The organism is Bradyrhizobium sp. WSM4872, assembly GCF_055811715.1.
Window position 1 is genome coordinate 1 of the sequence record NZ_JBVVPT010000007.1, and the last position, 26,974, is coordinate 26,974.

At 64.4% G+C, this 26,974-nt stretch carries 26 protein-coding genes and 1 tRNA gene; 13 read left to right on the top strand and 14 right to left on the bottom strand.

Annotated features, from left to right (window positions below; all coding sequences use genetic code 11):
• Window positions 1–244 precede the first annotated feature (244 nt).
• Window positions 245–2,680 (bottom strand): heavy metal translocating P-type ATPase, encoded by a 2,436-nt coding sequence (locus AC0L3C_RS11920; protein ID WP_473408080.1) that lies wholly within the window; start codon window positions 2,678–2,680, stop codon window positions 245–247.
• A 50-nt stretch (window positions 2,681–2,730) separates the two neighbouring features.
• On the opposite strand from AC0L3C_RS11920, the gene AC0L3C_RS11925 reads away from it, so the two are divergent.
• Window positions 2,731–3,006, top strand: a complete 276-nt coding sequence (locus AC0L3C_RS11925) for a metal-sensitive transcriptional regulator (RefSeq protein ID WP_007598521.1) — start codon at window positions 2,731–2,733, stop codon at window positions 3,004–3,006.
• Window positions 3,007–3,084: 78 nt separating this feature from the next.
• Here the strand turns inward: AC0L3C_RS11925 and AC0L3C_RS11930 are convergent, their stop codons facing one another.
• Entirely contained in the window at window positions 3,085–4,062 is a 978-nt protein-coding gene (locus AC0L3C_RS11930) for a YiiX/YebB-like N1pC/P60 family cysteine hydrolase (protein WP_473408081.1), read from the bottom strand.
• Window positions 4,063–4,254: 192 nt separating this feature from the next.
• Here AC0L3C_RS11930 and AC0L3C_RS11935 point away from each other — a divergent pair, with 192 nt between their 5' ends.
• On the top strand, window positions 4,255–5,652 hold the full coding sequence (locus AC0L3C_RS11935) for a flavin monoamine oxidase family protein (protein WP_473408082.1): 1,398 nt from the start codon (window positions 4,255–4,257) through the stop codon (window positions 5,650–5,652).
• Window positions 5,653–5,811: 159 nt separating this feature from the next.
• Here AC0L3C_RS11935 and AC0L3C_RS11940 read toward each other — a convergent pair whose 3' ends face one another.
• From AC0L3C_RS11940 to pheS, 4 genes are all read right to left on the bottom strand, one after another.
• Window positions 5,812–6,582 carry a sulfite exporter TauE/SafE family protein gene (locus AC0L3C_RS11940; RefSeq protein WP_473264331.1) on the bottom strand — a complete coding sequence of 257 codons (771 nt, stop codon included), beginning with the start codon at window positions 6,580–6,582 and terminating at the stop codon, window positions 5,812–5,814.
• A 23-nt stretch (window positions 6,583–6,605) separates the two neighbouring features.
• Entirely contained in the window at window positions 6,606–9,014 is a 2,409-nt protein-coding gene (pheT, locus tag AC0L3C_RS11945; protein WP_473408083.1) for a phenylalanine--tRNA ligase subunit beta, read from the bottom strand.
• The gene (locus tag AC0L3C_RS11950; RefSeq protein ID WP_473264333.1) at window positions 9,011–9,475 is read right to left on the bottom strand and encodes an endonuclease domain-containing protein; all 465 of its coding nucleotides are present in this window, start codon (window positions 9,473–9,475) and stop codon (window positions 9,011–9,013) included. The genes pheT and AC0L3C_RS11950 overlap by 4 nt, the downstream gene beginning before the upstream one ends.
• A 77-nt stretch (window positions 9,476–9,552) precedes the next feature.
• Window positions 9,553–10,635 (bottom strand): phenylalanine--tRNA ligase subunit alpha, encoded by a 1,083-nt coding sequence (gene pheS / locus AC0L3C_RS11955; RefSeq protein WP_473408084.1) that lies wholly within the window; start codon window positions 10,633–10,635, stop codon window positions 9,553–9,555.
• Between the two features lie 150 nt (window positions 10,636–10,785).
• On the opposite strand from pheS, the gene AC0L3C_RS11960 reads away from it, so the two are divergent.
• Window positions 10,786–11,196 (top strand): hypothetical protein, encoded by a 411-nt coding sequence (locus AC0L3C_RS11960; protein ID WP_473408085.1) that lies wholly within the window; start codon window positions 10,786–10,788, stop codon window positions 11,194–11,196.
• 3 nt (window positions 11,197–11,199) lie between these two features.
• Here AC0L3C_RS11960 and rplT read toward each other — a convergent pair whose 3' ends face one another.
• Together rplT and rpmI are read right to left on the bottom strand one after the other, a co-directional pair.
• Window positions 11,200–11,559 (bottom strand): 50S ribosomal protein L20, encoded by a 360-nt coding sequence (rplT, locus tag AC0L3C_RS11965; protein ID WP_007598538.1) that lies wholly within the window; start codon window positions 11,557–11,559, stop codon window positions 11,200–11,202.
• A gap of 91 nt (window positions 11,560–11,650) precedes the next feature.
• Window positions 11,651–11,851: a 50S ribosomal protein L35 gene (gene rpmI, locus AC0L3C_RS11970; protein ID WP_007598540.1), complete on the bottom strand. Its 201-nt coding sequence runs from the start codon at window positions 11,849–11,851 to the stop codon at window positions 11,651–11,653.
• A 271-nt stretch (window positions 11,852–12,122) separates the two neighbouring features.
• Between rpmI and AC0L3C_RS11975 the strand changes: the two genes are divergently transcribed.
• Window positions 12,123–12,521 (top strand): hypothetical protein, encoded by a 399-nt coding sequence (locus tag AC0L3C_RS11975; protein ID WP_473278525.1) that lies wholly within the window; start codon window positions 12,123–12,125, stop codon window positions 12,519–12,521.
• A 91-nt stretch (window positions 12,522–12,612) separates the two neighbouring features.
• On the opposite strand, the gene infC is transcribed toward AC0L3C_RS11975, so the two are convergent.
• The gene (gene infC / locus AC0L3C_RS11980) at window positions 12,613–13,152 is read right to left on the bottom strand and encodes a translation initiation factor IF-3 (RefSeq protein WP_085349942.1); all 540 of its coding nucleotides are present in this window, start codon (window positions 13,150–13,152) and stop codon (window positions 12,613–12,615) included.
• A gap of 249 nt (window positions 13,153–13,401) precedes the next feature.
• Here infC and AC0L3C_RS11985 point away from each other — a divergent pair, with 249 nt between their 5' ends.
• Together AC0L3C_RS11985 and AC0L3C_RS11990 are read left to right on the top strand one after the other, a co-directional pair.
• Window positions 13,402–14,214 carry an alpha/beta hydrolase gene (locus AC0L3C_RS11985; RefSeq protein ID WP_473278524.1) on the top strand — a complete coding sequence of 271 codons (813 nt, stop codon included), beginning with the start codon at window positions 13,402–13,404 and terminating at the stop codon, window positions 14,212–14,214.
• Between the two features lie 149 nt (window positions 14,215–14,363).
• Window positions 14,364–14,831, top strand: a complete 468-nt coding sequence (locus AC0L3C_RS11990) for a nuclear transport factor 2 family protein (RefSeq protein ID WP_473278523.1) — start codon at window positions 14,364–14,366, stop codon at window positions 14,829–14,831.
• 17 nt (window positions 14,832–14,848) lie between these two features.
• Here AC0L3C_RS11990 and AC0L3C_RS11995 read toward each other — a convergent pair whose 3' ends face one another.
• The 3 genes from AC0L3C_RS11995 to AC0L3C_RS12005 form a co-directional block, all read right to left on the bottom strand.
• Window positions 14,849–15,646: an acyl-CoA thioesterase domain-containing protein gene (locus tag AC0L3C_RS11995; protein WP_473278522.1), complete on the bottom strand. Its 798-nt coding sequence runs from the start codon at window positions 15,644–15,646 to the stop codon at window positions 14,849–14,851.
• A 195-nt stretch (window positions 15,647–15,841) separates the two neighbouring features.
• Window positions 15,842–16,993: a tRNA epoxyqueuosine(34) reductase QueG gene (gene queG, locus AC0L3C_RS12000; RefSeq protein ID WP_473408086.1), complete on the bottom strand. Its 1,152-nt coding sequence runs from the start codon at window positions 16,991–16,993 to the stop codon at window positions 15,842–15,844.
• 111 nt (window positions 16,994–17,104) lie between these two features.
• Window positions 17,105–17,797 carry a glutathione S-transferase family protein gene (locus AC0L3C_RS12005; protein WP_007598553.1) on the bottom strand — a complete coding sequence of 231 codons (693 nt, stop codon included), beginning with the start codon at window positions 17,795–17,797 and terminating at the stop codon, window positions 17,105–17,107.
• A gap of 170 nt (window positions 17,798–17,967) precedes the next feature.
• On the opposite strand from AC0L3C_RS12005, the gene AC0L3C_RS12010 reads away from it, so the two are divergent.
• A complete protein-coding gene (locus AC0L3C_RS12010; RefSeq protein WP_027566187.1) occupies window positions 17,968–18,774 on the top strand; it encodes an undecaprenyl-diphosphate phosphatase in 807 nt (268 codons plus the stop codon).
• Window positions 18,775–18,852: 78 nt separating this feature from the next.
• Here AC0L3C_RS12010 and AC0L3C_RS12015 read toward each other — a convergent pair whose 3' ends face one another.
• Window positions 18,853–19,818 carry a complex I NDUFA9 subunit family protein gene (locus AC0L3C_RS12015; RefSeq protein WP_473408087.1) on the bottom strand — a complete coding sequence of 322 codons (966 nt, stop codon included), beginning with the start codon at window positions 19,816–19,818 and terminating at the stop codon, window positions 18,853–18,855.
• Between the two features lie 161 nt (window positions 19,819–19,979).
• Between AC0L3C_RS12015 and AC0L3C_RS12020 the strand changes: the two genes are divergently transcribed.
• A tRNA-Leu gene (locus tag AC0L3C_RS12020) sits at window positions 19,980–20,066 on the top strand.
• A gap of 302 nt (window positions 20,067–20,368) precedes the next feature.
• Here AC0L3C_RS12020 and AC0L3C_RS12025 read toward each other — a convergent pair.
• Window positions 20,369–20,800 carry a lysozyme inhibitor LprI family protein gene (locus AC0L3C_RS12025; protein WP_473408088.1) on the bottom strand — a complete coding sequence of 144 codons (432 nt, stop codon included), beginning with the start codon at window positions 20,798–20,800 and terminating at the stop codon, window positions 20,369–20,371.
• 586 nt (window positions 20,801–21,386) lie between these two features.
• Between AC0L3C_RS12025 and AC0L3C_RS12030 the strand changes: the two genes are divergently transcribed.
• The 5 genes from AC0L3C_RS12030 (at window position 21,387) to AC0L3C_RS12050 (ending at window position 26,760) form a co-directional block, all read left to right on the top strand.
• Window positions 21,387–22,910, top strand: a complete 1,524-nt coding sequence (locus AC0L3C_RS12030) for a hypothetical protein (protein WP_473408089.1) — start codon at window positions 21,387–21,389, stop codon at window positions 22,908–22,910.
• Entirely contained in the window at window positions 22,907–24,427 is a 1,521-nt protein-coding gene (locus AC0L3C_RS12035; RefSeq protein WP_473408090.1) for a glycosyltransferase family protein, read from the top strand. Before AC0L3C_RS12030 ends, AC0L3C_RS12035 begins: the two co-directional genes overlap by 4 nt.
• A gap of 118 nt (window positions 24,428–24,545) precedes the next feature.
• Window positions 24,546–25,160: a ribonuclease D gene (locus AC0L3C_RS12040; protein WP_007603964.1), complete on the top strand. Its 615-nt coding sequence runs from the start codon at window positions 24,546–24,548 to the stop codon at window positions 25,158–25,160.
• A gap of 155 nt (window positions 25,161–25,315) precedes the next feature.
• Window positions 25,316–26,044 carry an LPS export ABC transporter periplasmic protein LptC gene (gene lptC / locus AC0L3C_RS12045; RefSeq protein WP_473264345.1) on the top strand — a complete coding sequence of 243 codons (729 nt, stop codon included), beginning with the start codon at window positions 25,316–25,318 and terminating at the stop codon, window positions 26,042–26,044.
• Between the two features lie 5 nt (window positions 26,045–26,049).
• Window positions 26,050–26,760 carry an LptA/OstA family protein gene (locus AC0L3C_RS12050; RefSeq protein WP_473264346.1) on the top strand — a complete coding sequence of 237 codons (711 nt, stop codon included), beginning with the start codon at window positions 26,050–26,052 and terminating at the stop codon, window positions 26,758–26,760.
• The last annotated feature ends 214 nt before the right edge of the window (window positions 26,761–26,974 follow it).

Below are 26,974 nucleotides of genomic sequence, written 5' to 3' on the forward strand. Positions count from 1 at the left end.
CCAAGGCACGCGATGCGCGCACCGCCTACGCCAATGCAACTTGACAACAGAGATAGTCGCTCACCCGTCTCGCCGCTGCGCGGCGAGCCACCCTCTCCCACAAGGGGAGAGGGGAACGCACCGCCTGCGCGGCAAATCTACTCATGCCGATCTGCCTGCTTGCGTGCCTTCGTCAGCTTCGCTTCATCCGGGCTGCGCGCATCTTACCGCGTTTCGTGAGCGATGCGAGAGAGAAGGCGCTCGCTCACAGCCGCGTTGCCCGTAGCCGCAGCGCGTTTCCAACGACGCTGACCGAGGACAGCGCCATCGCGGCAGCGGCGATGATCGGCGAGAGCAGCACGCCGAAGGTCGGATAGAGGATGCCGGCCGCGATCGGAATGCCTGCGGCGTTGTAGATGAAGGCGAAGAACAGATTTTGCCGGATGTTGCTCATCGTCGCCTGCGACAGTTTTCGCGCCCGCACGATGCCGGTGAGATCGCCCTTCAGCAGCGTGACGCCGGCGCTCTCCATCGCCACGTCCGTGCCGGTGCCCATGGCAATGCCGACTTCGGCAGCGGCCAGCGCCGGCGCGTCGTTGACGCCGTCGCCGGCCATCGCGACGCTGCGGCCGGCCTTCTGCAGCTTTGTCACCACCGCGCTCTTCTGATCCGGCAGCACCTCGGCCTCGACGTCGGCGATGCCGAGCCTGCGCGCGACGGCCTCTGCCGTGGTGCGGTTGTCGCCGGTCAGCATGATGACCTTGATGCCTTCGGCCGCCAGTGCCTTCAGCGCCTCCGGCGTGGAAGCCTTGACCGGATCGGCGATCGCGAACAGGCCGGCAAGCCGGCCGTCGACCGCCATGTTGATCACGGTCGCGCCATCGCCGCGCAGCCGTTCGGCCTCGCTATCGAGCGCTTGAGTGTCGATGCCGATCGACGTCAAATATTTGGCATTCCCGAGCACGATGGTTTTGCCGTCGACCTTGCCGGTGGCGCCCTTGCCGGTCGGCGAATCGAATTGCTCGATCTGGCCCAGCGCGAGCTGCTTCTCCTTCGCCGCGCGCATGATCGCGTCGGCCAAAGGATGCTCGCTGGCGCGCTCGACGCTGGCGGCCATGCGGAGGATGTCGTCTTCCGCGAAACCGGCGGCCGGCACGATCGCGACCACCTTCGGCTTGCCCTCGGTCAGGGTGCCGGTCTTGTCGACCACCAGCGTGTCGATCTTCTCCATCCGCTCCAGCGCCTCGGCATTCTTGATCAGCACGCCTGCCTGCGCGCCGCGGCCGACGCCGACCATGATTGACATCGGGGTCGCGAGTCCCAGCGCACAGGGGCAGGCGATGATCAGTACGCTGACGGCGGCGACGAGGCCGAAGGCCAGCCGCGGCTCCGGCCCGAACCAGGCCCAGGCAGCGAAAGCGGCGACCGCGACCGCAATCACCGTCGGCACGAACCAGCCCGCGACCTGGTCGGCGAGACGCTGGATCGGCGCGCGCGAGCGTTGCGCGTCCGCGACCATCTGCACGATCTGCGACAGCAGCGTCTCGCGCCCGACCTTGTCGGCGCGCATGATGAAGCTGCCGGACTGGTTGAGCGTGCCCGCGATCACCTTCGCGCCCGTCTCCTTGGTCACCGGCATGGATTCGCCTGTGACGAGCGACTCGTCGAGCGAGGAACGGCCCTCGAGGATAATGCCGTCGACCGGCACTTTTTCGCCAGGGCGCACGCGCAAGCGGTCACCGGCATGAAGTGCGTCGATCTCGACCTCGTGCTCGCCGCCGTCGGTATCGACGCGGCGCGCGGTCTTGGGGGCGAGCTGCAGCAGCGCCTTGATCGCACCCGATGTCGCATCGCGGGCGCGCAGCTCCAGCACCTGCCCGAGCAGCACCAGCACGGTGATGACGGCCGCTGCCTCGAAATAGACCGCGACTGCGCCTTCGTGGACGCGGAATGTTGCGGGGAAGATCTGCGGCGCGATGGTGCCGATCAGGCTGTAGACATAGGCAACGCCCGTGCCCATCGCGATCAGCGTGAACATGTTGAGGTTGCGCGTCAGCAGCGACTGCCAGCCGCGGACGAAGAACGGCCAGCCGGCCCACAGCACCACGGGCGTGGCGAAGACGAGCTGGATCCAGTTCGACAGCGTCGCATCGATCCAGTTGTGCGGGCCCGCGAGATGGCCGCCCATCTCCAGCACGACGGCCGGCAAAGCCAGCGCGCCGCCGATCCAGAACCGCCGCGTCATGTCGGCAAGCTCGGGATTGGGGCCGGTCTCCAGGCTCGCCACTTCCGGCTCCAGCGCCATGCCGCAGAGCGGGCAGGTGCCGGGCCCGGCCTGGCGGATCTGCGGATGCATCGGGCAGGTGTAGATCGTGCCGGCCGGCATCTCGGGCTCGGGTGTCTTGTCCTTGGCGAGATATTTTGCGGGATCGGCGGCGAATTTGGCGCGGCAGCCGGCCGAGCAGAAATGGAAGGTCTCGCCGTGATGGTCGAAGCGGTGCTTGGACGTCGCGGGATCGACTGTCATGCCACAGACGGGATCGCGGATTTTTGCCGCGGCGCCGTGGTCATGCGCGTGACCGCCGTGCGCGCCGCAGCAGGACGCAGCCGCGGGCTGGTCGACCGGGGCAGCCTTACTGGAACAGCCGCATCCGGAATGTGTTTCCGCGTTGTGACGGTGCTCGTGTTCCGCGTTGTTCATTGCCACGCTCCGGCCTTGCAAGCTATACCCTGGGGGGGTATATAGTCCGCATGCGCAAGGACATCAAGGCATCTGTCGGAAAACGTCTCGGCCGGATCGAGGGGCAGGTTCGCGGCCTCTCGAAAATGGTCGAGGAGGACCGCTATTGCATCGACATCGTCACGCAGATCTCGGCGGTGCGCGCCGCGCTGCGCCGGGTCGAGGAAGAGGTTCTGAAAGATCACGTCGCCCATTGCGTCGAGCATGCGATCGCGAGTGGCGACAAGGCCGACCAGCGCGAGAAGATCGCAGAGCTGATGGCGGTGATTGGGCGGGCAGAGCGGTAGGTTTTACGCGTTTCGCCAATACTGGCGCGCGCAATCTCCCTTCACGTCGTCCCGGCCTTCGCCGGGACGACAGAAGTCCTACGCCGCCCTTTCGCACGCCCGACCGCGCCGCCTTGGGCGCTCCATGGCCAGCTTCTTCAGCCGCCGGAATCGCTCCGAGACGGTGATGCGATCGACTATCTCCGCTGGGTGCACGCTTACTTCTTCAGCCGGAAGCGGCGCCTCTTCGTCAATCGCTTCAGGAACGAGCGACGGCGCACGGAACGTTTCTGGAAACACACCGAAGGTGCCGGCTACCTCCTCGAGCGGCTTCTGCTTATCGGCCCAGTGCAAGGCGGTGTAGTCGAAACCGTGCACGATGGTGGGTTTGACGACTTCGAAATAGGGCGAGATGTCGAAGTCGCGGGGCATGTAGAGCGAGGAATCGCGGATATGCAGGATCTCGCGGCGGGCAGCACGGCTGCCGGCCTTGGTGATCTTCGGCAGGATCGGATAGCGCACGGCGTCGAAGGCCTGCGCGATTAGCGCCGAGCAGATGATCTTGGTGGGATCGCCCGAGCCGATCGAGATCATGCGGCGCCGCCAGCGTTGCGGGATCGGCAGCGGAAACAGAAAGCGCATCAGGTCGACGATGTTCTTGGTGTCGTAGCCGAAGCCGATGCGATTGATCGCATAGCGGCAGACCGTGGTGCGGTCCTCATAGGACAGCCCGACCGGGCGGCAAACGCGGGTATGATAGGGGAAATATTTCGACAGCGGCGCAGAGGTGACGCCTTCGCCGATATTGGCCTCGATCAGCACGTGCGGCTCGCCGTCGGGCTCTTCCGCGCCCTCGATCGGGCCGACATAGAGTGCGCCGTGGGACCAGGTCGACTGCGTCAGATATTTGATGATGCCCGAGATGCGGTTGTTGCCCTCGACCAGCAGCACGTCGCCGGGCTCGATGACGCCGCGCAGATGCTCGGGGTCGCTCGGCGTGAACGGCTCATAGCCCGGCACCTCCTTCGAGAGGTACGCGGCAATCAGCTTGCCGACTGAATCCAGGACCGTCCCCATTTCGAAACTCCCCCACGGCCTTTTCCGGCCGTCTTTTTCTCTTCTCTACCATGGTCGGAACGTGTTGCAATTCGGTTCATTGATCCGTGACGTCAAGTACGATTGATTCACCATGATGGTTGCCGCGCAACATCAGATACGGCAAGGTTCGCTAGCTGTTCCCGTTTGCTGCAAGTCTCCGGAAACCATGCCATGACAATCACGCGCCGCAGCTTCCTATCGGCATCGGCGGGCCTTGCCGCGATGCCGGTCCTGCGCGCAACCGCCGCAACCCTGCCGCGGGAGGCTGACATCGTCGTGATCGGTGCGGGCGCGGCCGGAATTGCCGCGGCGCGGCGCATCATGGCGGCCAATCGCAAGGTCGTGGTGGTGGAAGCTGCGTCGCAGATCGGCGGCCGCTGCATCACTGATACGACCACCTTCGACACGCCGTTCGATCGCGGCGCGCGCTGGATGCACAATCCCGACACCAATCCGATGATCCGGCTGGCGCGCAGCGCCGGGCTCGACGTTCTGCCGGCGCCATCAGGCCAGAAGATGCGCATCGGCCGCCGCAACGCACGGGCCGGCGAGACCGAGGAGTTCCTGGCGGCGCTGGTGCGTGCCAACCGCGCCATCGACGAGGCCGCGCGTGGCAAGCTCGATACCGCCTGCGCCTCGGTGCTGCCGAAGGATCTCGGCGACTGGGCCGGCGCGGCCGAGTTCATGCTGGGCGCGAGCTTCGCCGGCAAGGACCTGAAGGAGCTGTCTGCGATCGACAAGGCGCGGGCACAGGATCGCAACGCCGCGATCGCCTGCCGCCAGGGCCTGGGGACCCTGATCACCAAACTCGGTGAGCAGGCGCCGGTCGCGCTGTCGACGCCGGCGAGCCGGATCGTCTGGAGCAATCGCGACGTCAGCGTGGAGACACAGGCCGGCAGGATCGCCGCACGCGCCGCCATCATCACGGTCTCGACCAACGTGCTGATTTCGGGCGCGATCAAGTTCGGGCCTGACATTCCCAAGCGCACGCTCGATGCCGCCTCGAAGCTCACGCTCGGAAGCTACGATCACATCGTGCTGCAACTGCCGGGCAATCCGCTTGGTCTCGCGCGCGACGACATCCTGATCGAGCAGAGCAACTCGACGCGGACGGCGCTGATGTTCGCCAATATCGGGGGATCCTCGCTGTGCTCGATCGATGTCGGCGGCTCGTTCGGCCGCGATCTGTCCGGGCAAGGCGAGAAGGCGATGACGGCCTTCGCCAGAGAATGGATCACGAAGCTGTTCGGCAGCGAAGTCGCCGCCGCCGTGCAGAAGGCCAGCGTGACGCGCTGGAACGCCTCGCCTTTCGTGATGGGCGCGATGTCGGCGGCCTCGCCCGGCGGTCAGCTCTCGCGAAAAATCCTGGCCGAGCCGATCGGCAACATGTTCCTCGCCGGCGAAGCCACGCACGAGACGCTCTGGGGCACCGTTGATGGCGCCTGGGAAAGCGGCGAGCGCGCCGCGGACGCAGCGCTACGCAAGATCGGCGCGCTGAAGGACAAGCCGGCCGACGTGCCGACGCAGTCGACGAAGAAGCGGCGCGCGCCGCGGCAGCAGAGGAACTAATTCAGTCGTCGTCCTGGACAAGCGCAGCGAAGCGAAGCGCAGATCCAGGACCCATTACCCCAGGGCGCAGTTTGGCGAAGACTTGGGGCTGTCAGCTTCGCGCTATAGCGCTGACCGGGGTAATGGGTCCTGGCTTTCGCCAGGACGACTGTGGATGGCTTAGCGCAACACCCCATCCAGCGCCGGCAGCCCGGCGATCACCGCTATCGCGATCAGCCCGTAACAAATCGCACGAAACATTTTTTCGCTGGCACGGCCGAACAGCGACGCGCCGAAGGCGACGCCGATCGCATAGACCGGCCCGACGATGAGCGAGAGCACGAGCGATTCGCGGCTGATCAGGCCCGTCGTCGCGTAGCTGACCATCGAGAAAAAATCTGACGCGCCGAAGAACAGTAAGATGTTGGCGCGCGCGACGATCGGGGCGATGGGGCGACCGAGCCAGTAGCCGACGATCGGCGGCCCACCGGTCTGTGCGAGGCCGCTACAGAAGCCGGACAGGCTGCCGATGCCGACCGAGAGCCACGCGTGGTCCTTGCCGCGATAGCGCCAGCCCGACAGCAAGAGAAGCAACAGCGCGGCGACGAAGCAGGAGATGATCCATCGCGTCGTGACGGGCTCGAGCACGCTGAGGAAATAGGTGCCGACGGGGACGCCGACCAGCGCGCCCAGCACGATCACGGCGGTGGCCTTGCGGTCGGCCTTGCGCCAGGCGTCGGGCAGCAGCGGCGCGGCCGCGACGAAATCGATCACGAGGAGCAGCGCGGCAACCAGACGCGGCGCCGCGATGCTGCTCGCCAGCGGCATGAAGATCAGCGCCGAGCCGAAGCCGGAGAAGCCGCGCGCGGTGCCCGAAACGAAAGCGACGGCGCAGAGCGCCATCGCAATGGTGAGGCTGACGTCCTTCGGAAGAAAGTCAGTGAGATTCATGCTCTATGATTTCTCAAGCATGATCATGCTCTCAAAGTGCCGCCGGTCTTCTTCGTCACCTCCGCCACAATCTTCGCGGCGACGGCCTCGATCTCCTGGTCGGTCAGGGTCTTTTCGCGCGGCTGGATCGTCACTGCGATCGCGATCGACTTCTTGCCGTCGTCGATGCCCTTGCCTTCATAGACGTCGAACACGTTCACGGCGGTGATCAGCTTCTTGTCGACGCTCTGGGCCGCGCGCACGATGTCGCCGCCCTTCACGGTGCGGTCGACAATGAAGGCGAAGTCACGCGAGACGGGCTGGAAGGCCGACAGCTCGATCACGGGCTTGGCACGGGTCGGCTTCTTCTTCGCCTCGGGGACGCGGTCGAGAATCACCTCGAACACGACAAGCGGGCCGCCGGCGCCGAGCGCCTCGAGCGCGCGCGGATGCATCTCGCCGAAATAGCCGAGCACGTTCTGCGGCCCGATCTGGATCGTGCCGGAGCGGCCGGGATGCAGCCAGGACGGACCGCCCGCGACGATCTGAAGGGCCTGCATCGGCGCGCCGGCAGCGGCGAGCACCGCGAGCGCATCGGCCTTGGCGTCGAACAAGTCAGCCTGCGCCGAACCCGACCAGTGCCGTCCGAGACCTTGCGACGACGCAAAGCCGCGGCGGACGCCGCTTGCCGCCATGAATTGATCCTGCGGGCGGTCGCCCTTGAACACCTGCCCGACCTCGAACAGCGCGACATCGCCAAAGCCGCGGTCGGCATTGGCCTGCGCCGCCGCGATCAGGCCGGCCAACAGGGTCGGGCGCATGTCGGAGAGGTCCGCCGCGATCGGGTTGGCGACTTCGAGTTCGCGCTGGCCGCCGCCGAACAGCTTTGCGGCAGACTTGGTGATGAAGGACCAGGTCACCGCTTCGATGATGCCGCGGCTCGCCAGCGCGCGCCTGGCGCGGCGGGTGCGGAGCTGGAGCGGGGTCAGTACAGGTTTGCGTGCGTCCTCGCCGCGCTCGAACGGCGTCATCGGCACCTTGTCCACGCCGTGGATGCGGACGACTTCCTCGACAATGTCGGCCTTGCCGTGCACGTCGGTACGCCACGACGGCACCGCGACCTTCACGACCGGGCCCGGGCCCGCCATCATGAAGCCGAGATGGGTCAGGATACGCTTCATCTCCGGCATCGGCACCTCGATGCCCGACAGCCGCTTGACCTCGGTGACCGGAAAATCGATCACGCGGTCGTCGCCGAAGGTCTTGCCGACCACGACGTTCTCGGACGGCGTGCCGCCGCACATCTCCATCACCAGTTTCGTCGCAAGCTCCAGCCCCGGCACCATGAAGGCCGGATCGACACCGCGCTCGAAACGATAGCGCGCATCCGAATTGATACCGAGCTTGCGCCCCGTCTGGGCGATGTTGATCTCGTTCCACAGCGCCGATTCGATCAGCACGTCGGTGGTGGTCTCGTCGCAGCCCGAGGCCTCGCCGCCCATGATGCCGGCGAGCGATTCGACGCCGTGCTCGTCCGCGATCACGCAAATCGCGGGATCGAGATTGTAGCTGCGGCCGTCGAGCGCGAGCAGCGTCTCGCCGTCACGGGCGCGGCGCACCACGAGATTGCCCTTCACTTTCTTCGCGTCGAACACGTGCAGTGGCCGTGCGCGGTCGTATGTCATGAAGTTGGTGATATCGACCAGCGCGTTGATCGGGCGCAGCCCGATCGCAGTCAGCCGCTTCTGCAGCCATTCCGGCGTCGGGCCGTTCTTCACGCCACGCACGAGGCGCAGCGCGAAGCCCGGGCAGAGCGCGGCGTCTTCAACCGTGACCTTCACCGGACACGGGAATTCGCCCTTGATCGGCTTGATGGTCGGATCCTTGAACTTGCCCATGTCGGCGGCGGCAAGATCGCGCGCGATGCCGTGCACGCCGGTGCAGTCCTGCCGGTTTGGGGTCAGATTGATCTCGACCACGGGATCGCCGAGGCCGGCCCATGCGGCGTAAGCAGCGCCGATCGGCGCGTCCGCGGGCAATTCCATGATGCCGTCATGGTCGTTGGAAATCTGCAATTCGGCCGCCGAGCACAGCATGCCGCGGCTCTCGACGCCGCGGATGGTGCCGACACCGAGCGTGATGTCCTTGCCGGGAATGTAGGTGCCGGGCGGCGAGAACACGCTGACGAGACCCGCACGCGCATTCGGCGCGCCGCACACGACCTGCACCGGCGCGCCACCGTCGCCGGTATCGACCATGCAGACGCGCAGCCGATCCGCATTCGGATGCTGCTCGGCGGAGATCACCTTCGCGATGGTGAACGGCTTCAGCGCCTTCGCCTTGTCCTCGATGTTCTCGACCTCGAGCCCGATCATGGTGAGCTTCTCGGCGAGCTTCTCCAGCGGCTCGTCGGTGTCGAGATGTTCCTTCAGCCAGGAGAGAGTGAATTTCATGGCTGCGTGCCTCGGCTCTTGTCGGTTGAATTGCTTTGGTCGGTATTAGTGTTCCCTCCCCCCTTGTGGGGGAGGGTCAGGGAGGGGGGTAAGCCGCGGGCTCCGCCGGAAGCCGCTTGGCGAATTATCTCCACGACTCCCTCTAAACTCGTCATCACCTGCTCGTTGGTGAAGCGCAGAACCTGAAATCCTTCGGCAGCGAAGAACGCGTCGCGACGCTGATCTGCCTTTTGGCGCTCCTCGAAGTCGTGAGATTCCCCATCGACCTCAATGATGATCTTTGATGAGAAGCACACGAAATCGGCGATGTAGTTTCCGATCGGCGTCTGACGACGAATACCAACGCCATCCATCCGGTTAGCTTTTAGATATCGCCACAGCAGCGTCTCGGCGCGCGTCATCGCGCGGCGAAGCTGTTTCGCTCTGCTGCGCTGACGATCGCTGACGACTGCGTGCGGCATCCGCGGCTACCCCCCTCCCTGCCCCTCCCCCACAAGGGGGGAGGGAACGGAGAGAGCTTTCGTCGACGCAGATCCCATCACGAGCTCAGCCCTCCCGCGAGGGTCGGTACTTCGAGCGGCTTGAAGCCGTAATGGGACAGCCAGCGGACGTCGCTGTCGAACAGTTGGCGCAAATCGGCGATGCCGTATTTCAGCATGGCGATGCGGTCGATGCCCATGCCCCAGGCGAAGCCCTGGTACTCGTCGGGATCGATGCCGCAGGCGCGCAGCACGTTCGGATGCACCATGCCGCAGCCGAGAATCTCGAGCCAGTCCTCGCCCTCGCCGAAGCGGATCTCGCCCTTGTCGCGGCGGCACTGGATATCGACTTCCAGCGACGGCTCGGTGAACGGAAAGAACGAGGGCCGGAAGCGCATGTTGATGTGATCGACCTCGAAGAACGCCTTGCAGAACTCGTGCAGGATCCATTTGAGGTGGCCGAGATGGGAGTGCTTGTCGATGACGAGACCTTCGACCTGGTGGAATTGCGGCGTGTGGGTCGCGTCCGAATCGATGCGATAGGTGCGGCCCGGGCAGATCACGCGGATCGGCGGCTTCTGGCTCAACATGGTGCGCACCTGCACCGGCGAGGTGTGGGTTCGCAACAGCATGCGGGAGCCGTCCTCCTTCGGATGGAAGAAGAAGGTGTCGTGCATCTCGCGCGCGGGATGGCCTTCCGGAAAATTCAGCTTGGTGAAGTTGTAGTCGTCGGTCTCGATATCGGGGCCTTCGGCGACCGAGAATCCCATGTCGGCAAAGATCGTGGTCAGCTCGTCCCAGACCTGGCTCAGCGGATGGATGCGGCCGGCCTCAGCCGGCGCCTCGCGCAGCGGCAGGGTGACGTCGATGGTCTCCGACGCAAGCCGCGCGTCGAGCGCCGCCGATTTCAAGACGTCGCGCCGCGCGGCCAGCGCCTCGGTGACCTTGTCCTTGGCCTGGTTGATCGCAGCGCCTTGGGTCTTGCGCTCGTCCGGCGACATTTTTCCGAGCGTGGCAAGCAGCGCCGAGATCGAACCCTTCTTGCCGAGGGCAGCGACGCGTACCGCTTCGAGGGCGGCCTCGTCGCCGGCGGCGGCGATCTGGTCGAGGATGGATGTTTCGAGCATTGCGAGGTCGGACACGGTCAAATCCCTGCTGCCAAATTCGGCTGGGTTGTCGCCGCCAGAAGGCCGTAACGTCAAGCGAAAAGCCGGTCATTTCGGGCTGACGAGCGGCTGGGTTGAACCTCGCGCGGGGGCCTGGCACCAGGGGGATGCAAGGAGGCTTTCGCGATGCTCTCAAGATCCGGTCTGGCTGCTCTCGCGGTCGTTCTCTTGGTCGCGAGCACCCCGGCGCGCGCCATGGTCTGCATGGAGAAATCCATGACGCTGGACGAGGTCGTCGACACCATCGCTGCCCAGAAAGGCTGCGAAAGCGCGATGAAAATGTTTCAGGATTGCCAATTGACCGCGAGCGGCGATGTCCAGCTCGGTGCCGCCGTCGAGAAGAAATGCGAGGCGGACTTCATGCCCGGCCTCAACATGGCGCGGAAACAGGCTTACCAACACGAGATGCGCGTGTGCGACCGGAAGTACCGGAATAAATCCGGCACCATGTATCTGTCGTTCACGGCATCCTGCCGGGCGGAGATCGCCCAGCGCTACTCGCAACGCGTGCTGAAGGCCGGCGGAGCCGGCCGTTAGGCTTCAGGCCGCCAGAGCGGCCTTGGCCTTCTCGGCGATCGCCTGGAACGACGCCGGCTCGTTGATCGCGAGATCCGACAGCACCTTGCGGTCCACGGTGATCCCGGACTTGGCCATGCCGTCGATAAAGCGGCTGTAGGTCAGGCCGAACGGACGCACGGCAGCGTTGATGCGCTGGATCCAGAGCGCGCGGAACGTCCGCTTCTTGCGCTTGCGATCACGGAAGGCATACACGAGAGCCTTCTCGACCGCCGGCTTGGCGGTGCGGATCGTGTTCTTGCGGCGGCCACGGAAACCCTTGGCGGCCTTGTAGACTTTCTTGTGCTTGGCGTGGGCGGTCACACCGCGTTTGACGCGAGCCATGACAAAAATCCTTCGAAAGGTGACTTGATGTTCGGATCGCCGCGAAAGCTGCGGCGCGGGTGGCAATGATCTTGAACGATCTTGGACGCGATCAGGCGTTCGGCAAGAAGTACTTCTTGACGTTGTCGCCGTCGGTCTTGAACAGCACGGCGGTGCCGCGCAGCTGCCGGATCTGCTTCTTCGTCCGCTTGATCATGCCGTGACGCTTGCTGCGATGAGCGAACATCACTTTGCCGGTGGCAGTCACCTTGAAGCGCTTTTTAGCGCCCGATTTGGTCTTCAGCTTGGGCATTTGGCTCTCCTAATGGCCATAGAAATCCGCCCGCAAAGGCGGCTGGCCGTCAAAATGCTCGTTAGAGCGTTGATTGTGCTCAGGTTTTACGAACAAGCGCGAAACCCGCACGGACACCGCCACGGCAGCCCTTAATCAGCCGGGCAATGAAGGCTGGGCTTATGACAGAGGACGGGCGAATTGGCAACGATGAACCGGTGGAACCTAGCCGCCGACTATCCGGAATTGCTAACCTCATGTCCGAGCCGTGTCGCCCGGAGCAGGACCCAAAATGGCCCATTTTTCCCGATTGCTTTCGTTTTCGACTGATGTTGCCCGTCCACGCCGCTTGGCGCTATTGGCCGTGCTCGCCACGGCCGCCTTTCCTGCCACCGCCGACGCTCGCGGCTATGACGGCGTCTGGAACGTCACCTTCGCCACCACCCGCGGCAATTGCAGCTCGGGCTACAGCGTCCCCTTCACCGTCACCGGCAGCCGGGTGTCGTCCGCTGGCGGCGGCCGGGTCTCCGGCAAGGTCAATCGCAGTGGTGCCGTGGCGGTCCAGGTCTCGGTCGGGGCATCCCATGCCAGCGGCGGCGGCCGGCTCGCTGGTGTGAACGGCGCCGGTTCGTGGAGGGGTATCATCTCCGGCGATCAGTGCAGCGGCACCTGGCAGGCGACGAGAACGTAACTATCGCCAACAGGACGGGTGCCCATGAAAACAAAACGGCCCGCCGGACATCCGGACGGGCCGTTGAATTTGCGAATTCAAAGGATCGGCGTCAGCGCGGCGCCAACACCATGACGACCTGACGGCCCTCGAACCGCGCGTCCTGCTCTACCTTGGCGAGCTCGGCGACGTCGGTCTTGATCTTGTCGAGCAGCTTGGTGCCGATCTCCTGGTGCGCCATTTCGCGGCCGCGATAGCGCAGGGTGATCTTGACCTTGTCGCCTTCTTCGAAGAACCGCTGCATGGCGCGCATCTTCACTTCGTAATCGTGGTCGTCGATCATCGGGCGGAGCTTGATCTCCTTGATCTCGACGATCTTCTGCCGCTTGCGGGCTTCGGCGGCTTTTTTCTGCGCGGAATACTTATACTTCCCGTAGTCCATGATCTTGCAGACGGGAGGGCTGACGTTCGGCGAGATCTCGACCAGATCCATGCCGGCTTCCTGGGCCAGGCGGATAGCCGCGACGGTCTCGATGGTGCCCTTGTTGTCACCGGTCTGATCGATCAGCTGGATCTGCGCATTGCGAATATCGTCATTGATGCGCGGCCCGTCTTTGGCGGCAGTGGGCGGGGCTTTATTGGGACGGCGAATGGGTGGTTCTCCAAAGTTATGAAAAGAGGCGGCTATTTTGCAGGAAGATACGGTTGCCGGCAAGCAATCGCTCGTGCGGCGGTCGAAAAAGCCTCAAATGCGAGGCATTTTGGCCACGGCGGGGCACGCAGACCGACATAGACACCTTGCTTCTGTTCCGCAAGCGTCCCAAAGGGCGAATGTCGACCTCCGGCGGCGCTGCGGAGCACGACCGGACAGCTCAAACTGCATAGCCAGAGTAAACGTTCCATGACCCCTGCAATTCCCGATGCCGTGCTCGACTTCATCGATGTGGGCGAGGGCCCGTCCGCACGCCGGATCGCGGTGCGCCGCCGCGCGGCCCAAAAATCTGATCAAGAATCTGCTCAAGGACCGGGGCTGGTCTGGCTCGGCGGGTTCAAGTCGGACATGCAGGGCAGCAAGGCCGTCGCACTGGACGAATGGGCCCGGGACCACGGCCGCGCCGTGGTCCGTTTCGATTATTCCGGCCACGGCGAATCTGGCGGCGATTTCGTCGACGGAACCATCGGGCGCTGGCTCGAGGAAAGTGTCGCGGTATTCGAGCGGTTCTGCGACGGCCCGCAAGTCCTGATCGGCTCGTCCATGGGCGGCTGGATGGCGCTGCTGCTCGCGCGCGAGATCAAAAAGCGTTCTGGCAAGGCCTCGCTGGCGGGCCTGGTGCTGATCGCGCCGGCGCCCGACTTCACCGAGGAGCTGATGTGGAAGAATTTTCCGGCCGCGGTGAAGAAAGAGATCGAGACCAAAGGCGTCTGGCTGAGACCGTCGGACTATGGCGACGGCTCGCCCTATCCGATCACGCGGAATCTGATCGAGGAGGGGCGCAACCATCTCGTGCTCGGCAGCGCCATCGATCTCGGCTGTCCCGTTCGCATCTTGCAAGGCGCGCAGGATCCTGACGTACCCTGGCAGCATGCGTTCGCGCTGACCCATCGCCTGCCGGCCGACGACGTCGTGCTGACCATGATCCAGGACGGCGATCATCGCCTCTCGCGCCCGCAGGACATCGCCCGCATTCTTGCCGCCGTGGCCGAGATCGGGTGAAATCGCCACCTAGCACTCGGTGTCATCGCCCGACTTGATCGGGCGATCCAGTATTCCAGAGGCGCCCGTGCTCGAGCCGAGAAGCCGCGGCGTACTGGATGCCCCGGTCAAGCCGGGGCATGACTGAGAATGGGAGGGGAGAATCGCCGATGACCACCACCGCCATGCTGCGTGCCTTCTGCGACGCCGTCGAACAACGCAACGGAAAAGCCTTCGCGGATCTCTTCACCGAGGACGGCGTCTATCACGACGTGTTCTATGGCGCCTTCGCCGGCCGCGAGAAGATCGCCGCGATGATCGACGACTGGTTCTATCGCACGGCGACCGACTTCCGCTGGGACATGCACGACCCGGTGTCGAACGGCATCACGCTCTATGCGCGCTACACGTTCAGCTATCGCTCGACCTTGCCGGAGGCGAATGGCGCGCGGGCAATGTTCGAGGGCGTGGCAATCATGACGCTTCGCGACGGCAGGATCGTCAGCTATCACGAGGTCGCCAACACCGCGCCGGCGTTTGTCGATCTGAAGTTTGCGCCTGATAGAATCGCGAAGATCGTCGCCAGGCAGGGCGCGGAGCTCAAGGCGCGGCCGGAAATGAAGCGGCATTTTGGCTAGCCGTCGTTCTTGCGCACCTACCGCTTCGACGGATTTACCATCGGCTTGCGCTGCGCCAGCGCCGCGACCGTGGCGGTGCCGATCGGGCCCTGCTCGTCATAGAGCCAGCATTCGCCGATCGCGACACCGTCGGTGGCCTGGTGGTTCACCACCTCGAAGCCGATCCAGTTCGTCACCGGCAGGCGGTGCAGATAGATCGTGACGTCGCTGTTGATGTAGCCGAGCCCGTTGTCGCCGGCGTTCGCGAACGGACTGGCGAAGTCCGCGCTGGTGGCGACATGGACGAACGGCGTCATCGGCACGCCCGCGACCAGCTCGCGCACCTCGCTCATCCAGAGTTTTCGTGGCCCGACCGAGCCCATCTGGCCGACGATCGGTCGCGTGGTCCATTTGCCGTTCATACCGAGCCTGGGATCGGTGGGCTTGGGAATGTCGGCCGGCTTCGGCACGTCCCAGTTCGGCGGCGACCAGACATTGCCGTCCGGATTCTGTGTTCGCCGCAACAGCTGGCACGAGGCGCGCGCCATGCTGACGCCGCCGGAAAAGAACTCTGCTTCCACGATGCGGATGCGCAACCCGTCGCGCACCAGCCGTGTCGTCACCTCGATCGGCTTGTCGATAGTCGGCAGCCGAAACATGTCGACGGTCAGCCGCGCCGGCACGAGTTCGGGGCCGGAATGGCGTTCCTCGATGGCGAAGCCGAGCAGGCCGACGATGACGCGTCCGTGCAGCGATTTCGGATCCCAAGGGCCGTTGGCGACTTCCGTCGGATGGAATGTGTCGCCGTCGCGGGTGAAGAAAGGCATGTTTGTCATGATGCGCGAGCTTGAAGGAACGCGTGGGGAAATCAAGGGTGGCGGCGAGATGTCAGGGGCGCAGCACTGCGCTCTACACAACTGCTGTCATCGTCCGCGAAGGCGGACGATCCAGTACTCCGAGGCGGTTGTGATTGCATCGAGACGCCGCGGCGTACTGGATGCCCCGCTTTCGCGGAGCATGACAGCAGAGGATTAGGAGGCGGTGCGCCACTCCTCGCGCACGCTATTGTCGGACTCGCCAGCAATCGCATTCGTCTTGATCGCCTCGAACTCATCCCGTGGCACCAACTGCCCCAGCGCCCACACCGCGGCCCCGCGCACCAGGGCGCTCTCATCCTCCAGCAATCGCCGCGCCTCGTCCGCCAGTGCCGCATCGCCGGAGTTGCCGATCGCGATCAGCACGTTGCGCAAAAAGCGGTCGCGGCCGATGCGCTTCACCGGTGACTTCGTGAACAGCGCGCGGAACGACGCGTCGTCGAGCCGCGCGAGCTCGGCAAGACCTGGCGCGCGCAAAGCGTCACGTGCGGCGAGCTTGGCTTCGCGGCCCTCCTGCGCGAACTTGTTCCAGGGACAGGCGGCGAGGCAATCGTCGCAGCCATAGATGCGGTTGCCGATGCTTTTGCGAAATTCGCGCGGGATCGGTCCCTTGTTCTCGATGGTGAGGTACGAGATGCAGCGCCGCGCATCGAGTCTGTAGGGCGCGGGGAAGGCCGCGGTCGGGCAGATGTCGAGGCACGCCCGGCACGAGCCGCAATGATCGATCTCGCCATCGTCGCGCGGGAGCTCCAGTGTGGTGTAGATCGCGCCGAGAAACAGCCATGAGCCGAATTCGCGCGAGACCAGATTGGTATGCTTGCCCTGCCAGCCCAGATGCGCGGCTTGCGCCAGCGGCTTCTCCATCACGGCCGCGGTGTCGACGAACACTTTCACTTCGCAAGGCTTCACCTCAGAAGTTGCGGTCGCGACCAGCCATCGTGCGAGCGCCTTCAGGCGCTTCTTGATGAGGTCGTGATAGTCGTCGCCCTGCGCATAGACCGAGATCGCCGCGCGCGTGCGCTGTTGCAGGATCGCGAGCGGATCCTGGTCGGGGCCGTAATTGACGCCGAGCATGATGACGCTGCGCACGTCCTGCCACAGCCCGCGCGGATCGACCCGGCGCTCCGGCCGCGCGGCGAGCCAATCCATGTCGCCATGGCCGCCGGATGCGATGAATTCGAGAAAATGTTTTCCGGCGCTTTCGATCGTGCCGGGCTCCGTGATGCCGATGCAGTCGAAGCCGAGCGCGCGTGCTTCGTTTGCCAGCGCCGTACGAAGCTCATCAATGTCGATGCTGGATTTGATCATCGATGCATCCACGCTCGTCATGGCCGGGCTCGTCCCGGCCATCCACGTCCTTGCGTCGCATAACTGAAAGAACGTGGATGCCCGGGACAAGCCCGGGCATGACGTTCACCATCAGAAGTCGAGGTCCACGTAGGTCCGCGACGCCGGCACGCCGGCCAGCCATTCGCTCAGCAGCGGACGGAACGACGGGCGGGATTTCACCCGCGCGTACCACGCCTTTGCTGCGTCGTCCTCGCTCCATGGCACGTCACCCAGATAGTCGATCGCCGAGAGGTGCGCCGCGGCGGCGAGATCCGCGTAGCTGAGCCGGTCGCCGGCGAGGAAATTACGCGTCTGCGCCAGCCAGCCGATATAGGCCAGATGATAGCGCACATTTGCCTTGGCGGCGCGCATCACGTCGGCCGAGGGCGGGCCGCCGCCATTGTCCTCGCTCATGAAGCGCTTGTAGATGCGCTCGGTGACGAGCGGGTGGGAGACTTCCTCGAAGAACTTTTCGTTGAACCAGGCCATCAGCCGGCGAACCTCGACGCGCTCGCCGATCGTGTCCGGCATCAGGCGCTTCAGCCCCATCTCGGAGCCATAGGCCTCGTCGACATATTCGGCGACGATCGCCGCGCCCGGGATCGGCGGCTGCTCGTCGTCCACCAGGACGGGCGTCGTGCCCGCCGCATTGAGCAGCAGAAACGCTTCGCGCCGCTCCCAGCTGCGCTCTTCGATCAGCTTCAGCTCAAGCCCGTATTCTCCCGCGATCAGGCGGATGAACCGCGAATGCGGACAGAACGGATGATGAAACAGCGTAAACATGAAGCCTTTGACTATGTGATGGTGCTTAAGAATCCATCAATGTTTTGTGCGGCGCCACACTAGTCATTCAAAACCGCGAAGCAAGGGCGCGACGCCGCATTTTGCGATTGCAGCAAGGGAGCGGATGGGCGAGAAGAGCCCCGCTTTTCCAGCCGAAATGGACCGTAAATATGTCAGATGCAATACGGGCAGTGATCCTCGGCATCATCGAGGGTGTGACCGAGTTCCTTCCCGTGTCCTCGACCGGCCATTTGCTGCTCGCGGAGCGCTTTTTCCATCTCGGCGAGGGCGCGTTCTGGGATTCGTTTACGGTCCTGATCCAGCTCGGCGCGATCCTCGCGATCGTCGTGCTGTACTTCAAGAAATTGTGGGACGTCGCGATCGGCATGTTCACGGGCGACGCCTATGCGCGTCGCTTCGTGATCGGCGTGCTGGTGGCGTTCCTGCCCGCTGTCGTCGTCGGCCTCGTCGCCGGCAAGTACATCAAGAGCATGCTGTTCAATCCGTGGGTGGTGTGCTTCTCGCTGATCGTCGGCGGCGCCATCCTGCTCTGGGTCGACAAGCTCGATCTCAAGGCGCGCGAGCACGACGCCACCCGGTTTCCGCTGCTGATGTATCTCTATATCGGCATCGCGCAGTGCATCGCGATGATCCCGGGCGTGTCGCGCTCCGGTGCCAGCATCGTCGCGGCGATGTTCCTGGGGGCGGACAAGCGCGCGGCGGCGGAGTTCTCGTTCTTCCTCGCCATTCCCACCATGATCGGCGCGTTCGCCTACGATTTCTACAAGAACCGCTCCGAGATGACGATGGACCACATGGGCATCGTCGCGATCGGCTTCGTGGTGTCGTTCGTCACCGCGATCATCGTGGTGAAGACGTTCCTGGAATACGTCACCCGCCACGGCTTCGTGGTGTTCGCCTGGTGGCGCGTGATCGTCGGCACGCTCGGCCTGATCGCGCTGGCGCTGGGGCGGTAAACCCGAACGTCAAACGGCTGCGTTCCGGACGCGGAGCTCGTCATGCCGGGACAAGCCCGGCCATGACGGCGGAGATGGTTACGCGCTCTTGCGCTGGAACTGCCCGGCGGCGCGGAAACGCCAGAGATATTGCGGGGCGATCGCTTCCAGCGAGTCGGGCGTGATGCCGAGGCCTTCCAGCGTCAGGCCTGCGGCCTTCGCCGCGTCCGATACGACATTGTCGCGCGCGAGCAGCGTGACCTGGTCCGGGGTCAGCTTCAGCGCGCCCGGCGCGAATTGCAGGAAGTTGGCCTTGAAGCGGGCGAGGCCAAACGGCAGCGGCATTAGCATCCGCTTGCGATCGGCAATCTCGAGAATGGACTCGATGATCTCGCGCATGGTCAGCACTTCCGGGCCGCCGAGCTCGTAGGTCGCGCCCGCCTTGGCCTTGCCGTCAACGGCATCCGCGATCGCGGTGGCGACGTCGCCGACATAGACCGGCTGCATCCTGGTTTCACCGCCGATCAGCGGCACCACCGGCGACATCCGCGCCAGCGCCGCGAAGCGGTTGGTGAACTGGTCCTCGGGGCCGAACATCACGGAGGGGCGGAAGATCGTCGCCGACGGCACCGCGGCCAGGACCGCCGCTTCGCCGGCCGCCTTGGCTCTGGCATAGCGCGAGGGCGATTCCGCGTCGGCGCCGATCGCCGAGACATGGATCAGCTGTGCCCCCGCGGCAGCGGCCGCCTTGGCGATGGTCTCGGCGCCCTTGGCCTGGACCGCGTCAAAACTCTGCGCGCCGCCCTCGGCGAGGATGCCGACCAGATTGATCACGACCTGCGAATCACGCAGCGCCGCCTCGATCGAGGCCGGATAGCGCACATTCGCCTGCACGGTGTGGACCTGCCCGACCTTGCCGGAGGGCTGGAGGTACCCGGCCAGCTCCGGCCGCCGCACCGCGACCCGGACCCGGTAGTCGCGCCGGCACAGCGCGCGGACGACATTCCGGCCCAAAAACCCCGATCCGCCGAAAACCGTGACGAGCGTGTCCAGATTCGATGCCATGGGATCCATTCCTAGGGTCATTCCTGCGGGAAGAGTGCGTCTCGTCAGGCTTGTATCGGGCCGGTTTGCGATGCGCAATCCGCATCCCGAAGCGGGGTTCAAGCATGAATTGACAACCGCGTCACCGAACCGTAGTAACCGCCTCCGTGCCTAACCGGCATGCCCAGGTGGTGGAATTGGTAGACGCGCTGGCTTCAGGTGCCAGTGGCTTAACGGCCGTGAAGGTTCGAGTCCTTTCCTGGGCACCACCTCCTACTCAAGCGATTGAAATCGCTTTTGCAGGGAAATTTGAGCTGCTGACCGGTACACAAAACCGAGGCACGGCGCTCATGGCGTACCGAATGGCCTACATCGCTCGTCGGGTCGGCTCGGATCGCAGGCGATCTGGAGGCGGCTGGCTCCAGTCGCTCAGGCAAGCGCTACGCGCCGACAGCCGTTGCCCGGATGCTAGTTGAGCTATGAACGACGTCCACCGCGCTCGCGGCCGAAGCCGTCTTCGCTATTTGGGAAAAGGTCGGCAAAGCTGATGGCCCCAAGCGCCTGAGAGGTCTCAGTGCTCGTTGACCGCAGCGCCGAGCTTGATCAGGCTCAGCGAGCGGTTCGCGGTCTCGCGCAGGCGGCAGTAGCTCGCGTCGCCCGGGTACATGCCGGGCTCGACTTTGTCGAAGACCGCGCAGAAGCGATCACGCGAGGCGGCGAAAGTTTTCTGCGAGTCATTAACCGCCTGGATCACGTCGGCGAACCCGCCGGCCTGAACCTTCTTTAGCGCCTCACTGGTTTTCTGCGTCCAAATGGCGAGTTCGCGCGCCGCGCAGACTTTCCATTTGGCGACGTCGTCATTCGCGCCCTTTGCCGCTTTGATGCAGGGGTCGGCGACGAGCCCGACGCACGCGGCGCCGAAACCGCCGGTTTTCTCCGCGGTCTTCAGGCAGGCATCGATCACTGCAAGGTCGACTGGCGCGGTGCCTTGGGCGAAAGCCATCGATGCGAGCGGGAGGCTTGCCGCGAGCATCGCGGCGGCAAGTTTAAGCTTCATTGGAGACCTCCGTTCGGCGCATCGAAAATATGGAACACAATACCACTGCGAGCGCATGAAGCTCAGCGAGACGGTAGACCGGCGGGTGTGGCGGAAGGGCCGCACGGCGAGTGCGAAGGGAAAACGAGGGGGTATGCGGCTTCGGCTACGCCCTCTCCAATCAATGCCTTTGAATGCGCCTTGACCTGACTTGCGAGATTTTCGACCAATAGGTGATACATGCAACTTTGGTCATCGAAGGCCCAGCGTTGGTTCACCTGAATGTGGAACAGGAGCTACGCTGACGAATAATGACGGCGGGACCGGTTAAGGCACGCACGGGCTCTGCCTCTTGGCGTTGAAATTTTCAAGTCGGAACAGCCGCTTGGAGGCTTTCGAAGCCGGCCGTGGGGCCGATTCCGCCAAACCCCATCGATCGCACCGTCCGAATTTACCCCACTTTAGACAAACTGGCCCTAAGTCAGCGGGCAGGCTCGCATCCGGCCGTCGGCGAGCACGGAGCCATCGGGCTCGCTTTGTCGTGAGGGAAGCGGTGGATCAGCACCAGGTCTGGCACGAGCCGGCATTCGACAGGGTTGCGAACGCGATCAGCCCGTTCTTCCTGAGATCGGGAATTTATCTGTTCCTGGTCTCGTTCATCTGCCTGTTCTACGTCTTGAACGCACCGCTTCTGCTCGGTCACTACGATCTGGGCTGGCATCTGGCGGCCGGGGATCTGATCCGGGAACGCAACGCCATTCCGCTGCAGGACCCCTGGTCGTTCACCCACGGCGACAAGCCGTGGTTCAATCTGTCCTGGCTCTGGGACGTGCTTGCCAGTGCGACGCTTCAATACGCAGGCTTCGGCGGCCTCGTCCTGTCGACCGTGGCCTGTGGCGCAGCGATCGCCGGCATCCTGACTGCGATCTCTCTCGGCTATGGTGCGTCCGCGGTCGCGGTTTGCGTCTCGGTCTTCCTGGTCTGCCTGCTCTATCCCGCTTACGAAGTTGCGCCGAACATGTATCTCGCGGTCGCGCCGAATACATGCACGATGTTGTTCTGCGTCGTCTTCTATCGCGAATGCCTGCGACGAACGCGATGGTTCGTGCTTCCAGTGTTGATGGCGTTGTGGGCCAATCTGCACGGCGGCTTTCTGCTCGGTTTTTTCGTGATCGGCGTCTTCTGCGGCGCCGCCTTGCTCAGAGCGGCCTGGGCCGATCTCAGGGTCCTTGCTCTCGCGGGGATCGGGTGCCTTGCTGCGACATTCGTCAATCCGCTCGGCTGGAATATCTATGCCGGGGCCGCCGCGACGATGGGGCACTTCGTTCAGGGTAATATTACCGAATGGCGGTCCTACTACGACAACATTGAAATACCCGGCAGCATTCCGGGTATCCTGTACATGCTGGCCTTCGTCGCGCTCGAGCTTCGCTACAGAAACTCCAGGCCAATCCCGCTCGAACCGAGATTGATGTCCTGGCTGTTCCTGATTCTCGGACTGTATCAGTTCAGGTACATCGCGTTCTTCTTCATCTTCTCGACTGCGCCGATGGCGCTTCACCTCAGCCGCCTGCTGCCTCGGCGTCTCACCGCCGTTGACGTGCGGGGAGCGTTGCTGGCCGCCGGCATCGTCGGTCTCGGCACCTTGCCGCTGGCTTACTTGCGTGTCGCGCCGGCGCTCGCACTTCCGACGATGCTGTCGAGCGAAGATGCCAGCCATCTGCAAAAGCATTTCGCCGATGCGCGGGTCCTGAACCATTGGAATATCGGCGGCTACCTGATTTTCGCGACGCACGGCACCGTTCGCCCGTTCGTCGATGGCCGCGCCGCGACCGCCTATCCGGACGATTTGCTGCACGACTATTTCAAGCTGGTGAGCTGGGAGATCGACGAGTCCGCGTGGGACATGGTGCTCGACAAATACCGGATCGACGCCGTGCTGTGGGTCAGGGCACACGAACAGCTGCGGCAGTTCCTGGTGGAGCGACGAGGCTGGCGTGAGCAATACACTGGCGCTTACGTGACCGTTTACGTCAGGCCGCGATCCGGTTTCGATGGCGAAGCCAAGAGACAATGACGACCAGCGCCGCAGCTCTGTCCGCCATCGCGCCCGCCGTCAAAGCCGAGAGCTTCGCGACGCGGTACGGCGCCTTGTGCGCATTGCTGCTGCTGGCTGCGGCAGTCCGGCTGCCGCTCGCCTTCTGGCCGAACATCGTTCACGTCGACGAGCTGTATCAATATCTGGAGCCGGCCTGGCGCCTGCTTGGCCATCAGGGGGTCGTCACCTGGGAATGGCGCGACGGCATCCGGAGCTGGTTTCTGCCGACCTTGTTCGCAGGGCCGGTCGCTCTCGGCGACTGGCTTGCGCCGGGCGGATGGGGCGCCTTCGTCGTGCCTCGCCTGGTGGTCGGGCTTGCCTCGCTCTCGATCGTCGTGACGGCCTGGCATTTCGGCGAACGCATCTCGAGGTCGCATGCCGTCGTTGCGGCGTTTGCCGCCGTGGTCTGGTTCGAGCTGGTCTACTACGCGCCTCACACGCTGAGCGAACCGCTGGCGACGGCCGCGATCCTGCCGGCGGCTTATCTGCTGACCGGCGAGCTCGCGCGAAACCGGCTCTTCGCCGCAGGCGCATTGCTCGCTCTCGCCTGTGTCTGGCGCTTTCAATATGTGCCGGCTTGCGCGGTGTTTGCGTTGGCGGCGTGCTGGCGCGACCTGCGAAACGCGATTGCCCTGGTCGCGGGCGGATGCGCCGTCCTGGTGCTGTCCGGCGCCATCGACCTGGCCCACGGCTCAACGCCGTTTGCGTGGCTCGTCTACAATATTCAGCAAAATCTCCTGCATGACCGCGCATCGGAATTCGGTGACGCGCCGGCGGCCGCTTACGTTCTGCAGGCTTCGATTCTATGGTCGGGCACGACGCTGCTGATGCTGCTGGCGCTCTGGCGCGGCTGGCGACATGCCCCCCTGCTGATCGTCGCGGCTGTCGTGAACGTCGCGTTTCACAGCATGATCGTGCACAAGGAATACCGGTTCATTTTCCTGTCGATCGCGCTGCTGATCATCGCGGCGGCACTTGGCTCCGCCGATTGGGTCCGGATGATGCGTCGGCAAAGCGCATGGCGCTCCCGGGCACTTGCCGTCGTGTGTGGCGGCTGGCTGCTGCTCTCGCTCGGTCTGTCGGGCGCAACGCTCATCATGCGTGACAACTGGATGCGCGGCATCGGCGTCGCCCAGCTGATGGCGGAGCTCGAGGCCGATCCTGAATTTTGCGGGCTGGCCCTGTACGCGATCAACTATCCCTTTGTGCCCGGACGTGGGCAGCTCGCGGCCCGCAAGCCGATCTATTCCTTTTATCGGGACGACCCGCTGGCCAAGGGGCGACTTCCGGCTGTGGTGAAGACGCACCAGGCCGGGTTCAACCGCATCATCGGCCCGGCGAGCCTGGCCAGCGAATTGCCGGCGGATTTCTCGCCACGAAGTTGCGCAATGATGAGCGATGACAAGCCGGCCTGCGTCTTCGCGCGGCGCGGCGCTTGCGATGCGCCCGCTAGCCCCTTCGGCGTCAACGACGTGCTCGTGCGCGTGAACTACTAGCCGCGTCTGACGCTTGCGCCGGCGGCTGCCAGCGGATACATCGCGGCCGGCCCTCGCCAGCGTCTGTCCCGGGGATTAGCCTGCAACGCGCACCGATTCGATTGAGGTTTGAAACGCCATGACCGTACGCCTGCACCGCGGTGACCTGCCCGATCTGTCCCGCTACACCGGAGCGGTGGCGATCGACACCGAGACCATGGGCCTGAACCCGCATCGCGACCGGCTTTGCGTGGTGCAGCTTTCGCCCGGCGACGGCAGCGCGGACGTGGTGCAGATTCCCAAGGGTCATACCGATGCGCCGAACCTGAAGGCCCTTTTGGCCAATCCGGCGAACACGAAAATCTTCCACTTTGCGCGGTTCGACGTCGCTGTGCTGTACCAGACGTTTGGCGTCATGACCGGGCCGATCTACTGCACCAAGATCGCCTCCCGCCTGATCCGCACCTATACCGATCGCCATGGCCTCAAGGACCTCGTGCGCGAGGTGCTCAATGTCGACCTCTCCAAGCAGCAGCAATCGAGCGATTGGGGTTCCGACAGCCTGACCGAACCGCAGCTCGCCTACGCCGCCTCCGACGTGCTGCATCTGCACGGCCTGCGCGAGCGGCTCGATGCCATGCTGGTGCGGGAAGGCCGCACCGCGCTGGCCAAAGCCTGCTTCGACTTCCTGCCGACCCGCGCCTTGCTCGATCTCCAGGGCTGGGCCGAAGAGGACATTTTCGCGCATTCCTAGCGTTTCCCGTGGCGGCAGGTGGGGCGCCGGATTGGGCGATCGCCCCGTTTCAGACACTTTCGTAACGGCCTGTCGCTGGCTGCATATTTTGGCGTTGCCGGCTACAATGGGGCGCCCGCCAGCCGGACAAGGCGGGCGACACCTCAGGAGCCCAGGTGAATTCGGCCCATAATCCCACCTACGACGCCGCGCTTGCGGCGAAGTTCGCCAGCGCGGCGCGCCACAGCCGCCTGGTGCGGATTCTGCGCGTCGCGGTGCCGGCGACGGTGGCCGCGGCAATGGGTCTGCTCGTCCTCATCTCGACCATCTTCAACCCGTTCCAGATCCCCGTGAAGCTCGACTCCGGAAATCTCGTGGTGACAGGCACCAAGATCACGATGGAATCGCCGCACATGTCCGGCTTCACCCCGGACCAGCGGCCCTACGAGCTCTGGGCCAAGACCGCGACCCAGGACATCACCGATCCCGATCATGTCGATCTCCACGATTTGCGCGCGAAGGTGCTGATGGAAGACCAATCGACCCTGTTCCTCGATGCCCGCACCGGACGGTTCGACAACAAGCAGCAGCAGCTCGACCTGCACAAGGACATCTTCCTGCGCACCTCGAGCGGCTACGAGGCGCGGCTGAACTCGGCCTTCGTCGACATGGGCAAGGGCACGGTCTCCTCGGACGAGCATGTTGACGTCAAGCTGACCAACGGAACGCTGACCGCGGACCGGCTGCGGATCACGGAGGGCGGAGACGTCATCCGCTTCGAAGGCAATGTGGTGATGCACCTCGACAAGCTGGACGACCCCGCCGCCGCCCAGCCTGCGCCGGCCGAGCCTGCGTCGCCGGCGAAGACACGTACGCCTCAGAACAAGTCTGCCAATTCAAAGTGATTTTCATGATCAGGTTTTTTCCGCGCAACAATGACAAGCGGCGCGTCCTCCCTGGTGCGGCCGCGCTCGCCGTCGGCGTCGCGCTGATCGCAACGGGTGCGGCGATCGCGCAGAGCACGATGCAAGGCGTGCCCAACGCCATGCAGGGCTTCTCGCAGAACCGCGATCAGCCGATCCAGATCGAAGCCGCCTCGCTCGAGATGCGCGACAAGAAGAAGGAAGCGACCTTCTCCGGCAATGTGAAGGTCATCCAGGGCGACACCACCATGACCTCGAAGACGCTGGTGGTGTTTTACGATTCGGGCGGCGACAAGCCGGCCGCGCCGCAGCCTGCGGCGAAGACGGCAAAGGGTGCGCCGATGCAGTCGGCGACGCCGGGGCCGGGGGGGAACTCCTCGATCAAGCGGCTGGAGGCGCGCGGCAATGTCGTCGTCACCCAGAAGGACCAGGTGGTAACGGGCGAGACCGCCGTGTTCGACACCCGGACCAACCTCATCACCATGCTTGGGGGCGTCGTCTTGACGCAGTGCAAGAACGTGCTGCGCGGCGACCGGCTGGCGGTCGACATGACCACGGGCGTGTCGCGTGTGGAATCCGACAGCGGCCGGGTGCAGGCGCTGCTGCCGCAGGGCGGCGGCAATGATTGCGGATCCGGAGGCGCGGGCAAGCCCGGCGCGGGACCTCTGCAATTGCCTGGCGCAACCAAGCCCAAGTGAGCTGAAGCCAGTCAAAGTAAATTTGAAGAATGATTTCAGATGCTTGGGTTGATCACTCCCGATCCGAGGTTGAAGCTTGCGCGCCGAGACTGTATCTAGCGCGAAGGGCTTTCGAAGCGGGGTTCGCCGCTTTTCGGGCGTGTTTCACTGGGCATGAGACATCCCTTCATTCATGCTGCGTCGGCGAATCCTGAGGCCGGCGCGGCAGTTCGCG